At 62.2% G+C, this 14,022-nt stretch carries 15 protein-coding genes; 7 read left to right on the forward strand and 8 right to left on the reverse strand.

Annotated features, from left to right (window positions below):
• The first annotated feature begins 143 nt into the window (after positions 1 to 143).
• From CSQ92_RS04115 to CSQ92_RS04145, 7 genes are read left to right on the forward strand one after another with little or no spacing between them, the layout of a single operon-like run.
• Positions 144 to 944: a FliM/FliN family flagellar motor switch protein gene (locus CSQ92_RS04115; RefSeq protein ID WP_034787875.1), complete on the forward strand. Its 801-nt coding sequence runs from the start codon at positions 144 to 146 to the stop codon at positions 942 to 944.
• Between the two features lies 1 nt (position 945).
• Positions 946 to 1,311, forward strand: coding sequence for a FliM/FliN family flagellar motor switch protein (locus CSQ92_RS04120; RefSeq protein ID WP_034787877.1), 366 nt, complete (start codon positions 946 to 948; stop codon positions 1,309 to 1,311).
• Complete coding sequence (gene fliP, locus CSQ92_RS04125; protein ID WP_034787879.1) at positions 1,308 to 2,078, forward strand: flagellar type III secretion system pore protein FliP; 771 nt, start codon at positions 1,308 to 1,310, stop codon at positions 2,076 to 2,078. Before CSQ92_RS04120 ends, fliP begins: the two co-directional genes overlap by 4 nt.
• Before the next feature lie 3 nt (positions 2,079 to 2,081).
• Entirely contained in the window at positions 2,082 to 2,354 is a 273-nt protein-coding gene (locus CSQ92_RS04130) for a flagellar biosynthetic protein FliQ (protein ID WP_034757874.1), read from the forward strand.
• 11 nt (positions 2,355 to 2,365) lie between these two features.
• Positions 2,366 to 3,166: a flagellar biosynthetic protein FliR gene (locus CSQ92_RS04135; RefSeq protein WP_070279214.1), complete on the forward strand. Its 801-nt coding sequence runs from the start codon at positions 2,366 to 2,368 to the stop codon at positions 3,164 to 3,166.
• Positions 3,156 to 4,295, forward strand: coding sequence for a flagellar type III secretion system protein FlhB (gene flhB / locus CSQ92_RS04140; protein WP_034787883.1), 1,140 nt, complete (start codon positions 3,156 to 3,158; stop codon positions 4,293 to 4,295). Before CSQ92_RS04135 ends, flhB begins: the two co-directional genes overlap by 11 nt.
• A complete protein-coding gene (locus CSQ92_RS04145; RefSeq protein WP_070253620.1) occupies positions 4,292 to 6,379 on the forward strand; it encodes a flagellar biosynthesis protein FlhA in 2,088 nt (695 codons plus the stop codon). Before flhB ends, CSQ92_RS04145 begins: the two co-directional genes overlap by 4 nt.
• A gap of 66 nt (positions 6,380 to 6,445) precedes the next feature.
• Here the strand turns inward: CSQ92_RS04145 and CSQ92_RS04150 are convergent, their stop codons facing one another.
• The 8 genes from CSQ92_RS04150 to CSQ92_RS04185 all read right to left on the reverse strand — a co-directional run bounded on the left by CSQ92_RS04150 (position 6,446) and on the right by CSQ92_RS04185 (position 13,980).
• Entirely contained in the window at positions 6,446 to 7,552 is a 1,107-nt protein-coding gene (locus CSQ92_RS04150; protein WP_176375379.1) for a hypothetical protein, read from the reverse strand.
• Between the two features lie 57 nt (positions 7,553 to 7,609).
• The gene (locus CSQ92_RS04155) at positions 7,610 to 8,485 is read right to left on the reverse strand and encodes a flagellin N-terminal helical domain-containing protein (RefSeq protein WP_099393303.1); all 876 of its coding nucleotides are present in this window, start codon (positions 8,483 to 8,485) and stop codon (positions 7,610 to 7,612) included.
• A gap of 181 nt (positions 8,486 to 8,666) precedes the next feature.
• Complete coding sequence (locus tag CSQ92_RS04160; RefSeq protein WP_070253617.1) at positions 8,667 to 9,539, reverse strand: flagellin N-terminal helical domain-containing protein; 873 nt, start codon at positions 9,537 to 9,539, stop codon at positions 8,667 to 8,669.
• Positions 9,540 to 9,781: 242 nt separating this feature from the next.
• Complete coding sequence (locus CSQ92_RS04165) at positions 9,782 to 10,657, reverse strand: flagellin N-terminal helical domain-containing protein (RefSeq protein ID WP_070253616.1); 876 nt, start codon at positions 10,655 to 10,657, stop codon at positions 9,782 to 9,784.
• A gap of 138 nt (positions 10,658 to 10,795) precedes the next feature.
• Entirely contained in the window at positions 10,796 to 11,560 is a 765-nt protein-coding gene (locus tag CSQ92_RS04170; RefSeq protein ID WP_034784226.1) for a class I SAM-dependent methyltransferase, read from the reverse strand.
• Between the two features lie 10 nt (positions 11,561 to 11,570).
• Entirely contained in the window at positions 11,571 to 12,026 is a 456-nt protein-coding gene (locus CSQ92_RS04175; protein WP_180276927.1) for a GNAT family N-acetyltransferase, read from the reverse strand.
• Positions 12,023 to 12,994: a hypothetical protein gene (locus CSQ92_RS04180; RefSeq protein ID WP_092610863.1), complete on the reverse strand. Its 972-nt coding sequence runs from the start codon at positions 12,992 to 12,994 to the stop codon at positions 12,023 to 12,025. The genes CSQ92_RS04175 and CSQ92_RS04180 overlap by 4 nt, the downstream gene beginning before the upstream one ends.
• The gene (locus tag CSQ92_RS04185; RefSeq protein WP_070253613.1) at positions 12,991 to 13,980 is read right to left on the reverse strand and encodes a glycosylase; all 990 of its coding nucleotides are present in this window, start codon (positions 13,978 to 13,980) and stop codon (positions 12,991 to 12,993) included. Before CSQ92_RS04185 ends, CSQ92_RS04180 begins: the two co-directional genes overlap by 4 nt.
• Positions 13,981 to 14,022: the final 42 nt, after the last annotated feature.

Raw genomic sequence — 14,022 nt, forward strand, 5'->3', positions numbered from 1 at the left:
ATGATGCTGTATTTAATTTCGGGTGATCCGTATAATTTGTTCTGCCACCGCAATACGACATGACCCTCATGATAACCACTAAGACAGATCAAACTGTGCGCCATCAAGTCCTCGATTCTTGTCTGCTTGGACGTCCTGTCCATTTGCTGCATGTATTCGGCGCCCAGCTGCGCGACGACCTGGCCGTGGCCCTGCGCCAGCCGATGAGCCGTCGCTACTGGGGCAACTTCCAGATCGATGGCGTGAGCTTGTCGCGCGTGGAAAACGAGGACAGCGTGAACCGCTGGCTGAGTTTTTCCACGGCGGCCAGCCAGACGGGCTTTGCCCTTGAACGGCAGATACTCTTGAGCGTGCTGAACTATCGCTATGGTAGTGCCGGCGCCAAGGGTGCGCTGCCCGATCCGGCGCAGGTGCGCGTGACGGCCACGGAGGAGCGCCTCGCTGTGGTGCTGGGACAACAGTTGGTGAACAGCTTGTTTTCCCGCGTCCACAAGAACCTGCAAACCCTGGGCAAGAGCAGCGACATCGACACCAGTGCCGAGGTCGCCGTACAGTCTGGCGTGCATCCGGCGCGCGGCAGCTGGATCGTCACCGTGGCGCTCAGCGACGTCGAGGCGGGGCAGAGCGGCCAGTTCTGGTTCTCGCTGGACAAGCGCCTGATGGCCGACGTGCTGCGCGGCTTGCTGCCCGAGCGCGCGCAAGCGAAGAAAGCCTTGCGTGGCAGCGTGCGCCCGCTCGCTTCGCGCCTGCAAGTGACGCTGGAAGGCCGGCTCGTCAGCAAACAGGTGCAACTGGGCGCCTTGTTCGACCTGCGCGTGGGCGACGTGATTCCCGTCAGCCTGAGCCGTACCGACGTCATGCTCGACGACTCCCGTTTATTTACAGCTGCTGTTTCCGAACACAAGGGCAAGCTCTGTTTAACCTCATTTGAAGATGTCGAATAATATGAATCTGAACGATACCAACCAGAGCGAAACCCTGCTGGAAGACCTGGGCGATGACATGATCATCGACCAGAGCGACGTGTCCGACGTGGCCAGCGGCCGCGCGCGGCGCGACATTCCGCAGATGATGCGCAAGATTCCCGTGACCCTGACCCTGGAAGTGGGCTCGGCCCGCATCTCGCTCGAAGAGCTGATGGCCATCGGCCCTGAAAGCGTGATCGAACTCGACATGCTGGCCGGCGAACCGCTGGTGATCAAGGTCAACGGCACGCCGATCGGCCGTGCCGAAGTGGTGGTGGCCGGCGAGAACTATGGCCTGAAAGTCATCGACCTCGACGGCCTCAATCTCGACCTGATGACAGCATGAAGCTGGCGGTACCCGGTTTGAGCCGGCGCCGCGGCGCGCTGGCTGCCGCGCTGGCTGTTCCCGTTCTGATGCTGTGCTGCGCCGCCGCCGGGGCGCAGGATTTATTGTCCGGCGTGGTGCCGGGCGCGAAGACCGACCTGTCGGTCAAGATGCAGATCCTGGTCGTCATGACCCTGCTCGGGCTGCTGCCCGTGATGGTCATGATGATGACCAGCTTTACCCGTTTCGTCATCGTGCTGTCCCTGCTGCGCCAGGCCCTGGGCCTGCAGCAGGGCTTGCCCAACCGTATCGTCACCGGCATCGCCCTGATTCTCACCCTGCTGGTCATGCGCCCCATCGGCGACCAGGTGTGGAAGGAAGCGTTCGTGCCGTACGACCGCGACCAGATCGGCATGCAGGAAGCCCTGAAGATCGCCGAAGTGCCGATTTCGCGCTTCATGCTGGCGCAGACGAGCAAGGCCGCGCTGGCGCAGATCGCCCACCTGGCCGGCGAACCGTCGAGCATGCGTCCGCAAGACCACAGTTTCACGGTGAAGCTGGCCGCGTTTGTGTTGTCCGAACTCAAGACGGCGTTCCAGATCGGCTGCATGCTGTTCATCCCGTTCCTCATCATCGATCTGGTGGTGGCGTCCGTGCTGATGGCGATGGGCATGATGATGCTGTCGCCGCTGGTCATTTCGCTGCCGTTCAAGCTGCTGCTGTTCGTCCTGGTCGATGGCTGGACCCTGACCGTCAACACCTTAGTTACCAGCATACAGGGCTATTGATCCATGTTTACCCCTGAAGTCGCCGTCGACCTGATCATCGAAGCGTTGCATGTCGTCATGCTGCTGGTGGTGATCCTGGTCGTACCGGGTTTGCTCATGGGCTTGCTGGTCGCGCTGGTGCAGGCGGCCACCTCGATCAATGAACAGACCATGAGTTTCCTGCCGCGCCTGCTGGTCACCTTGCTGGCCCTGATCCTGGCCGGACGCTGGATGGCCGGTTACCTGATGGATTATTGCGTGTCCATTTTTCAGCGCGCCGCCACCCTGGTCGGATAGCGCCGCGCGCCATGGATCAGATTTTCAATCAGGTGCTGCCGTTTCTGCTGGCCGTGTGGTGGCCGTTCTGCCGCATCCTGGCCATGCTCAGCGCCTCGCCCGTGATCGGCGACGCCATGGTGCCCGTCCCCGTGCGGGTGCTGCTGTCGCTGGTGCTGGCGATCCTGATGCTGCCCGTGATGCAGGCGTCGGGCGTGTCGCAGGACTTGCTGAAGATCGATCCGTTTTCCCTGCACGCCGTCGTCGCCACCCTGGAGCAGGCCATCATCGGCTTCGTCCTCGGTCTGGCCTTCCACTTCGCCATGTCCGTCATGTCGGTGCTCGGCTACCTGGTGTCGAGCCAGGTGGGCTTTTCCATGGCGGTGATGAACGATCCGCTTAACGGCACTTCGTCGGACGTGATCACGGGTTTGCTCACCATCATGTGCATGATCGTATTTTTCGCCATCGACGGCCACCTGGTGCTGACGGGCGTGATCGGCGCCAGTTTCACGGCCTGGCCCGTGGGGCAGGGCTACGGGCCGCTGCTGCTGCAGACGGTGGCGTATAACGTGGCGTGGATCTTCGCCGCCGCCATGCTGCTGGCCTTGCCCATCGTCTTTTCCACCATGGTGGTGCAACTGGGCTTTGGCTTCCTGAACCGGGTGGCGCCGTCGCTGAACCTGTTTTCGCTGGGGTTTTCCATGATCACCATGTTCGGCCTGCTGATGCTGATACAGATCGTGCGCTTTATTCCTGAGCACTACATCGCCATGACCAACCGCGTGCTCGACATGATCCAGGAACAGATGCGGGTGGCCCATGGCGGATAGCAGCACGGGCGACAAGACAGAAAAGGCGTCAGCGCAGAAGCTGAAGAAATCGCGCCAGGAAGGGCAGGTGGTGCGTTCGCGCGACCTGTCGACGGCGCTGGGCATCCTGATCAGCATGAAGGTCTTCATTTACCTGCTGCCGGGCTATCTGCTGAGCTTTCGCGAGCTGTTCGCCATGGCCTTCATGCCGCTCGACAGCAAGGGCGCGCTGGAAAATGCCATGTCGATGGCGTTTACGACATCGGTGGGCTTGCTGATCAAGATGATCGTGCCGCTGTTTTGCGTGCCCCTGTTTGTTGTGCTTGGCTCATTGATTCCTGGCGGCTGGGTCATCAGCACGAAGAACTGGATGCCGAAGATGGAGCGCCTGAGCCCCGCCAAGAACCTGGGCCGTCTGTTTGCGCCCAAGCATGCTTTCGAATTCGGCTTGTCCATCGCCAAGGCCGTCGTGCTGGGCATGGTGCTGGTGCATGTGAGCCGCTCCAGCCTGACGCAGTACGTGGACTTGCAGCACCGGCCCCTGCAGCAGGCCATGCTCGATGGTTCCGCGCTGATGCTCGACGGCTTGATGGCGCTCATTTCCGTCTTCGTGCTGTTTGCCATCATCGACGTGCCGGCGCAGGCGTTTTTCTTTGCCCGCAACCAGCGCATGAGCAAGCAGGATGTCAAGGAAGAACATAAAAGCAGCGAAGGCCGCCCCGAAGTGCGCCAGCGCATCCGCCAGCTGCAGCAGCAGATCGGCCGGCGCAGCGTGCGCAAGACCGTGCCCGACGCCGACGTGGTGATCGTCAATCCCGAGCATTACGCCGTCGCGCTGAAGTATGACCAGGACCGCGCCGAGGCGCCGTTCGTCGTGGCCAAGGGCGTCGACGAGATGGCGCTGTATATCCGGCAAGTGGCGAAGGAGCACCATATTGAAACGCTGGAGTTGCCGCCGCTGGCGCGCGCCATCTACAACACCAGCCAGGTGCAGCAGCAGATTCCCGTGCAGCTGTACCAGGCCGTGTCGCAGGTGCTGAACTACATCCTGCAATTGAAAGCATTCCGGTCCGGGCAGCGTGCTGCCCAGCCCGTATTACCCACCGAGATGGCCGTGCCATCTCATCTGAGCGAGGTCGTACCGCCATGAATTTCCTGAACCGAGTGGTTGCTGAAATGCGCCGCCACAAGTTCGCCACGCCGCTGTTCCTGCTGGTGATCCTGGCAATGATCATCTTGCCGCTGCCGCCGGTGCTGCTCGATATCTTGTTCACTTTCAATATCGTGCTGGCACTGATCGTCATCCTCGTCAGCGTGTCGGCCAAGCGGCCGCTCGATTTCTCCGTCTTCCCGACGGTGATCCTGGCCACCACCATGCTCAGGCTGACCTTGAATGTGGCGTCGACGCGCGTGGTGCTGCTGCACGGCCATACGGGCGCGGATGCGGCCGGTAAGGTGATCGAGGCATTTGGTAACGTCGTGATCGGCGGTAACTTCGTCGTCGGTATCGTGGTCTTCGTGATCTTGATGATCATCAACTTCGCCGTCGTCACCAAGGGCGCCGAGCGTATCTCCGAAGTGTCCGCGCGCTTTACCCTCGATGCCTTGCCCGGCAAGCAGATGGCCATCGACGCCGACCTGAACGCCGGCTTGATCAACCAGGAAAAAGCCCAGATCCGCCGCAAGGACGTGGCCGCCGAAGCGGATTTCTATGGCGCCATGGACGGTGCGTCGAAGTTCGTGCGCGGTGATGCCGTCGCCAGTATCCTGATTCTGATCATCAACATGGTGGGTGGCGTGGCCATCGGCTCGCTGATGCACGACCTGTCGTTTGGCGATGCCTTCCGTCAATACGCACTCTTGACCATCGGTGATGGCCTGGTGGCGCAGATTCCGGCGCTGCTGCTGTCGGCCGCGGCCGCCATCCTGGTGACCCGCATCAGCGATTCGGGCGACTTCGAACAGCAAGTGGCAGGCCAGGTGCTGACGTCGCCAACGGTAATCTACAGCGCGGCCGGCATGATGGTGGCGCTGGCCCTGATTCCGGGCATGCCATGGTTTATGTTCATGACCTTTGCCGGCGTGCTGGCTTTTGTTGCCTGGCGCCTGACCAAGCGCGTGAAAGGACCCGACGCGGCCGGCATGGCCGCCATCGAGGCAGCCTTGCGCGACGAGCGTCCGGCCGAACTGGAGTGGCAGCAACTGCCTGCCGTGCAGCCCTTGATGGTGATGCTCGGCTACAAGCTGGTTGGCATGGTGGATAAAACGCAAGGCGAACCGCTGAACAAGCGCGTCAAGGGCGTGCGCCAGAGCCTGTCCGAGGCGATGGGCTTGCTGCTGCCGAATATCGGCGTGCGCGACGACCTGGCCCTGAAGCCGTCGCAATACGCCATCGTGCTGTCGGGCACCGTGGTGGCGCAGGCGGAAGTGCAGGCCGACCGCCTGATGGCGATCCCGTCGCCGAATGTGTATGGCCAGCTGGACGGCATTCCCGGCATCGAGCCGGCCTACGGCATGCCCGTCACGTGGATCGAACCGGGTGAGAAGGCGCATGCGCTGGGCCTCGGCTACCAGGTCATCGAGGCGCCCAGCGTGATCGCCACGCACTTGTCGAAGATGGTGCGCGAATACCTGCCTGAACTGTTCCGCCACGAAGACGTCTCGAATATGATGGAGCGCCTGACGGCCCTGTCGCCGAAACTGGCTGGCGCGCTGGACAAGGCGCTGACGCACACGCAGCTGCTGCGCGTGTTCCGCGTCTTGCTGGCGGAAAATGTGTCGCTGAAAGATATCGTGCCCATCGCCACCACCTTGCTCGACAGCTCGGAAACGACCAAGGACCCGATCCTGCTGGCGGCCGAAGTGCGCTGCGCGCTGCGGCGCCAGATCGTCAGCGGGCTGTTTGGCCAGAAGATGGAAATGCAGGCTTTTAACCTGGGCGGCGAGCTGGAAAACATGCTGCTGGGCTCCCTGAACCAGGCACGCCAGTCGGGCAAGGTGACCCTGGATAACTATCCGATCGACCCGCATCTGCTGTCGCAGCTGCAAGTGAACATGCCGGTGGCGCGCGAACAGATGAAGCAGCAGGCCACGCCGCCGCTGCTGCTGGTGCTGCCGCAGATCCGTCCGCTGCTGGCCCGCTATGCGCGCCTGTTCGCGCCTGGCCTGCATGTGCTGTCATACAACGAAATCCCGGAAAACCGCGAAGTGAGCATCATCGGCACGGTGGGATAGGACGGTGAAATGAAAAGAAAAACGGCGCTTCGGGCGCCGTTTTTTTGCTGTATCAATTCTGTTGCGTCAATCCTGTTCGTCGATGGGCGGCAGCAGGTCGTGCTCCTGGCCGTCGGCCAGCAGCAGTACGGTGCCGCCTTGCGCCGTCTCTTCGTCGTCGCCATAGTCGTAACCGAGCGGCGCCGCCACTTCCTTCGAGACGGCGATGGTTTCCTCTTCGGCCGCCGCCGCGGCTTCGCTGGCGGCGGGCGCATCGGGATTGGCCGCCGCTTCCGCTTCCGGCTGCGTCAGCAGCAGCGCCACTTCGGCCATGGCGCGGAACAGTGCCAGCGACAGCGAGGCGGCGCCCGCCTGCATCGGGTAGTTGCCGTGCACGCGCTGCGCATGCAGCTGGCGGTTCAGGCGGCAGCGCACCACGCGCAGGCCCGCGCGCCGCACGGCGTCGGCGATCTCGGGCAGGGCCAGGCGCAAATGGCGCAATGCGGCTTCCTCGTCGGCGGCCAGTTCCAGCAGTACGCCGTCGCCGGCCGGCTCCATCTGGATCACGACCCGGCCGATGCCGATGATGATCAGTTCGACGCGCAGCGCCACCTTGCCGCGCCGCCTGGGCGTTGCATCTTCGTCTTCGTCGCTGGCCAGCACGCGCAGCAGCAGGCGCTGGCCGCCCCAGCCATATACGGCGAAGCGCCATGCTTCGCTGTCGACGCTCAAGGGCGGGCGGGCGCCTTCGCGCAGCAGGGCCGGTTGCTGCTCGGCCATGAACAGGTTGCCCGGCACGTGCTGGCCGCGCGCCTGCTCCTGCAGGGCCGCATATTGCTCGCCATACGTCTTGACCATCACGCGCCACGAGGCGGCCAGCTGCGCCGCGTCGGGCGGTTGCCAGACCAGCTGGCGCGTGAAGAACAGTTGATTGACCTGCATGGCGCTGCTGTCGCGCGGCATGGCGCCGCCCGTGCCATCGGCATTGGGCTTGATGAGGGATGCCAGGCTGTCCTGTCCCTTCTGTTGCAGCTGGGCGGGCAGGGTGCCGGCGTCGGGCGCTGGCGCCATGTAGGGGCCGATGGGCACCAGCGGCTGGACCACGCCCGGCACCATCGGCGTCGCGGGGCTGACGTCGAAGCGCTGGGTAATCAGGGGCACCGGGTTGCCCGATGAGATGCGGTCTATCGCCATGCCATTGCTTCCTGCTGATACATATTCATCCGATCCGCCATCTCGCCCTGCCAGTCACTATTGTAGTAAAGAAAGAATCAGCTTGCTCATGCTCTGGCTTTGCTTGAGCATGGCCGTGCTCGCTTGCAGCAGCATTTGCGCCGAGGTCATGTTGGCGCTTTCGGCCGCGTAGTCGACATCCATGATGCGGCCGATGGCGGCCCTGGTATTGGTGATCATGTTCGATAGGTTGTTGTAGACGTGTCCGAGCCGGTTCGCGGTGGCGCCCAGCGCCGAGCGCACGCTGCCGACCTTGTCGACGGCCGCCGCCAGCATGTCGATCATGCCGTTGGCGCTGCTGTTGCTGGCAAATTCGCTGCCGGCTGTGGCGCCTGGCGCGAAATTGACGGAGATCGCCTGCAGGGCCGCATCCAGGCCGGCCATGTCGCCCGACACGTTGAACTGCATGGTCTCGCTGCCGGTGGCGCCGATCTGGAACGTCATGGCTTGCGACAGGGCGCCCTTGCCGGCGCTGCCGTTGCCCAGCAATAAAGTGCCGCCGTAGCGCGTGTTCGTCATCACGTTGTACAGCTCGGCGCCCAGCGCATCGTATTCGCCTTGCATGGCCTCGCGGTCCTTCTGGTTCGACGAGGCGTCCGCTGCCTGGGTGGCCAGATCCTTCATGCGCACCAGCATGCTGGTGACTTCGCCAAACGCGCCTTCGGCCGTCTGCAGCAGGGAAGTACTGTTTTGCGTGTTGCGCATGGCCACGGCCATGCCGCTGGTCTGGGCGCTCAGCCTGGTGGCGATCTGCAAGCCTGCCGCATCGTCCATGGCCGAGTTGATGCGAAAACCGGTGGAGAGGCGCGTCATCGACGTCGACAGCATTTGCTGGGCCCAGCCCATGGCCCGCTGGGCTGACAGTGCGGCAGTATTGGTATGAATGCTCAGCACGCGGCGGCTCCAGTAGGCGATTGTTCGGTGTTCTACCTTGTATAGGCGACTATGCCGGCAACATCGTTAAACGTGATGGCAATTTAGTTCAATATGCGGGAAATGCCAGACACGGCAGGCGAAAAAAAAGCCAGACCGGAGTCTGGCTTCGAGAGACTGGCCGCGAGCGGCCAAGTCACTATTATTGCAGCAGGGACATGACCATCGAGGACATGCTGTTGCTTTGTTTCAGCATCGCGGTGCCAGCTTGCAGCAGCATTTGCGACGACGTCATGTTCGAGCTTTCGGTAGCGAAGTCGGTGTCCATGATGCGGCCGGTAGCGGCTTTGGTGTTGGTGGCGATGTTCGACAAGTTGGTGTTGACGTGGTCCAGACGGTTAGCCGTCGCGCCCAGTGCCGAACGCACGGTGCTGACGCTGTCGATGGCGGTAGCCAGCAGGCCGATGGTGGCATTGGCGGAAGCGGTCAGTTCCGTGGAAGTCGTCGTGCCTGCCGACGAGAAGTTCGTGCTCAAGCCGCTCAGGGCGGTATTCAGCGCGCTCAGATTGGCGGAGACGTCAAAGCTCATTTTTTCGGTCGAGCTGGCGCCGATCTGGAACGTCATCGAAGCCGACAGCGTGCCATTGCCGGCTGCGCCGTTGCCCAGCAGCTTGGTGCCGCCGAACGTGGTGTTGGTCATGACGTTGTACAGTTCCTGGCCCAATGCATTGTATTCAGCTTGCATGGCGGTCTTGTCGTTGGCGGTCGACGAGGCATCGGCTGCCTGGGTGGCCAAGTCTTTCATGCGTACCAGCATGTTGGTCACTTCGGCGAACGCGCCTTCAGCCGTTTGCAGCAGCGAGGTGCTGTTTTGCGTGTTGTTCATTGCAACGGTCATGCCGCTGGTTTGTGCTTTCAGGCGGGTTGCGATCTGCAGGCCGGCAGCATCGTCCATTGCCGAGTTGATGCGGAAGCCGGTGCTCAGGCGCGTCATCGAAGTCGACAGTTTGGATTGGGTGTTCGTGATCGAATTTTGTGCCGACAGGGAGGCAGCGTTGGTGTGAAGGCTCAGCATGGTGTCATTCCTAATTGGGTGGTTGCGGTGAGGAGCGACTTTTAGCTGCTCCTATCAGTACAAGACGACCGTGCCGCCACCTTAATTAAATGCTTTAAGGAAATTTTTTGAAATAAATGCCATTTCTTGCTCCGCCGCCCTGTTTCGCCCGTGTTGCGGCATGCTTGCGCCAGCTGCGCACGAAAAAAAAGCCAGACCGGAGTCTGGCTTCGAGAGTCTGGCCGCGAGCGGCCAAGTCCATATTATTGCAGCAGGGACATGACCATCGAGGACATGCTGTTGCTTTGTTTCAGCATCGCGGTGCCAGCTTGCAGCAGCATTTGCGACGACGTCATGTTCGAGCTTTCGGTAGCGAAGTCGGTGTCCATGATGCGGCCGGTAGCGGCTTTGGTGTTGGTGGCGATGTTCGACAAGTTGGTGTTGACGTGGTCCAGACGGTTAGCCGTCGCGCCCAGTGCCGAACGCACGGTGCTGACGCTGTCGATGGCGGCGGCCAGCTTGCCGATGGTGGCGTTGGCGGTGGCGGTCAGTTCCGTGGCGCCGGTCGATGCGGCAGCGGCGAAGTTGGTGCTCAGGCCCGTCAGAGCTGCGTTCAGCGAGGTCAGGTTGCCGGAAACGTCGAAGCTCATTTTTTCGGTCGAGCTGGCGCCGATCTGGAACGTCATCGATGCCGACAGCGTGCCAGCCGTAGCAGCCGAACCGTCGCCCAGCAGCTTGGTGCCGCCGAACGTGGTGTTGGTCATGACGTTGTACAGTTCCTGGCCCAATGCATTGTATTCAGCTTGCATGGCGGTCTTGTCGTTGGCGGTCGACGAGGCATCGGCTGCCTGGGTTGCCAAGTCTTTCATGCGTACCAGCATGTTGGTCACTTCGGCGAACGCGCCTTCAGCCGTTTGCAGCAGCGAGGTGCTGTTTTGCGTGTTGTTCATCGCAACGGTCATGCCGCTGGTTTGTGCTTTCAGGCGGGTTGCGATCTGCAGGCCGGCAGCATCGTCCATGGCCGAGTTGATGCGGAAGCCGGTGCTCAGGCGCGTCATCGAAGTCGACAGTTTGGATTGGGTGTTCGTGATCGAATTTTGTGCCGACAGGGAGGCAGCGTTGGTGTGAAGGCTCAGCATGGTGTCATTCCTAATTGGGTGGTTGCGGTGAGGAGCGACTTTTAGCTGCTCCTATCAGTACAAGACGACCGGGCCGCGGCACTTATTAAATGCAATGAGGAAATATTTTTATTTTTTCCCCGCATATCGACTGACTGCTCAAACCGCTGGTGCCGGCGCCGTGGGGCCGCGCGTGCAGAGCAGGAAAATACTCGAGCATAAATCCGGATATTGCTGGCCTAATTGATAACAGCCATCCAGGTACGCGGGAGAAATGATGTCTGTCTGCAGCAAGCGATCCCATTGGAAATTGGCCAGGGCCTTGAAGAAGATGCCGGAGCGGTGCACCACGTTCAGGCCAGCGGCGCGCGCATCGCGTTCCAGGGTATCGAGCGTGTAGGTGCAGCGGTGGCCATGTTCGGCCTCGGCCGGCGTGACGGCCGTATTGTGGCTGATCAAGCCCATTTTGACGGCGATCTGGCGCGACGGCGCATTCGCGTTGGGGCAGACGAGGAAAAAACTGCCGCCGTCGGCCAGCCATTCGTCATTGATGCGCTTGAGCACCGCAACGGGATCATCGATATGTTCCAGCACGTGCGTGAGCACGATATTGTCATATTTGCGCGGCAGGACGGCCTGTTCGAAGCGCGAGACGATGATCTGCGCCGCCGTGCCCAGTTTCGCGCGTGCCTCCGCGGCGGCCACTTCGGACGCCTCGACGCAGGTGATGTCGTCGAAGTGGCTGGCCAGGCGCCGCGTCAGGTCGCCCTTGAAGCTGCCCAGTTCAAGCAGGCTGCCAGGGCGGAAAAAAGGCTGGAACGACGTCAGCATATAGGGATGCATGACATCGAAATCGAAGCCGTAGGCATATTTCCTGGCCTGGCTGTCGATCATTTCTTGATTGTAATCACGTGTATTGGTCATGGCGGTCTCGCTATGGGTGAATTAGTTGTAGCTGCATGCGCAGCATCGTGCCTTCCGCCGGGCCGGCCGGCAGGAACCCCGCTGCGCCATACAGGGCAAGTGCGGCATGGTTGTCGCCGGCCACTTCCAGGGAGGCGTGCCGCATGCCATCGCGGCGCGCCTTTTCCAGGCACAGTTCCAGCAGGCGGCCCGCGATGCCCAGGCGCCAAAAGTCGCCGAGTACGCTGACATTGCTGATGTGGACGGTTGCCGACGCGTCGTGTTGGTAGGCGGCCAGCAAGCCCGCCAGGCGCGGACCCGACCACGCCTCGTAGCGCAGTGCCCGCGCATGCAGCTTGCTGACGTAGGCGACCAACTCCGTGCGCGCGCGCAAGGCGGCCAAAAAACCGGCATCGCAGGCCAGGAAGTGCGCCAGCAGCGCGTCTTCACCCGCCTGCCCGTGCCGGTAGTCGAGCACTGGCATCATTGTTCCAGCACGGCCAGGCCGAAGCCGTGGCGGCCGAACTGGTTGCCGTTGTAGAGCAGGTAGACTGCGCCGTCGCATTCGAACACGTGCGGATAGCATTGCATGTCGCTGTCCCATGCGCCATCAGTGCCGTGCAGCGCCGGTTGCTCGTCGTCGCGCGTCCAGTTGACCAGGTCGTCGGACCAGGCATGGCCGATGCGGTAGCCGCGCCCGCTGTTGACGCGGAAATCCGACGATTGGCGATAGCAGAAGAACATGTGGTGGCGCCCGTCGATCGTCACCACTGTGGGCAGGGCCTGGCTTTCGTCGGCGCCGAGCCGGTCGCTGATGATCTGGCGTGCCTCTTCCTTGGTCCAGTTGATGCCGTCGCTGGAGACGGCATGGCCGATCTTGTAGGTGCGGTCGGGCGCGCTGTCGGCGCTGTAGCGGCGCCAGCCCGTGCCGAAGATGTACCACATGTGGAACACGTCGCCGATGCGCTTGACGAAGCCATCGCCGACCAGGCAGGGTTCGTGCAGGGACGGGCCCAGCACGGGGCCTGGGCCGATGCGTTCGAACGTGAGGCCATCGTCATGGCTGATGGCCAGTCCGATGGCGGTATCCACGGACACGGAAACGCGCCGGTTCCAGCCGCAGGTGTAGCCATACACGGCGTCGCCATGGCGCATGACGCTCATGGGGAAAATGCCGTGTTCATCGAAGCAGCCCAGGGCGCCCAGGGCGATGACGGGCTGCTGCGCCACCCCAATGACGGTGCGCAAGTCCTTTTGCATGTCGACGAAGGCGATATGGCTCAGGTACTTGCCGTTCACCGGGTCCACCGCGCGGGTCGAGAAATAGATGCGCACGAAGTCGTCGAAGACCAGCGCCTGCGGCGACTGGGCGAAGTGCTGGCAGCCATTTGGCAGGACGTGTTCGGCGGGATCGAAGATATGGCCCAGCTTTTTCCACTGCAGGGTCTTGCTCATGCGAGGTTTCCTTCCAATACGGCCAGGCCGAAACCGTGGCGGCCCACCTGGTCGCCCAGGTAAGCCATGTAGATGCTGCCGTCGAGCTCGAAGACATGTGGATAGCTGATCATTTCAGCATCCCAGCCTTCCTCTGCCACGTCGATGCCCGCCTTGCTGTCGTCGCGCACCCAGTCGAGCAGGTTGCTGCTGGAAGCGTAGCCGATGCGGTAGCCAAATTCCTTGCCGCGGTAATTGCCGCTGTAGCGATAGCAAAAGAACATGTGGTACTTGCCATTCGCATAAAACACGTCGGGGCTGGCCTGCGCCTCGTCGGCCTCGACGCGGCTGTCGATCAGGTCGCGGTTGACCTTGTTCCAGTGCAGCCCGTCGTCGGAGGTGGCCATACGGATCTTGTAGACAGGCTCGGCGCGGCCATCGACCATCTTCCAGTTGCTGCCCGCGATATACCAGAGGTACCAGAGGTCGCCGAAACGGCGGATCTTCGGTCCGCTGAGGACGAATGGCTCGTCGGGCGTGTAGGGCAGCACGGGACCTTTGCCCAGCTTGCTGAAGGTGACGCCGTCGTCGTCGCTGACGGCGCCGCCGATGGCCACGTTGAAGGGCACGGATTCGCAGCGCGTCCAGCCCGCGTAATAGGCGCGCACCTGGCCGCCGTCGCGGATCACGGAGACAGGATAGGTGCCGAATTCATCAAACTCGCCCAGGCCGCCCAGGGCGAGAATCGGCTGCTCGCTGACCCGGCGTATCTTGAACAGGTCGCTGCGTTCGAGATCGACAAAGGCTGAATAGCTGACGTACTGGCCCTGCGCGTCGGGACCAGGGCGGCACGAGAAGTACACGCGCACGTAGTCGTCGAACACGAGCGTGGCGGGCGCCTGGGCAAATTCCTTCAGCCAGGGCCGTCCTTCGACGGCCTGGGGCGTGAATACCTTGCCGAGTTTTTTCCAGCGGAAGGGCGCTTCGCGTGGGGAGGATTGAATCATTGTTATTCCTTGCTTGCGCCGGGCGCGTCCACGGCTGGCGTG

The sequence above is a fragment of the Janthinobacterium sp. BJB446 genome (assembly GCF_002735655.1).
Classification (GTDB): Bacteria; Pseudomonadota; Gammaproteobacteria; order Burkholderiales; family Burkholderiaceae_D; genus Janthinobacterium; species Janthinobacterium lividum.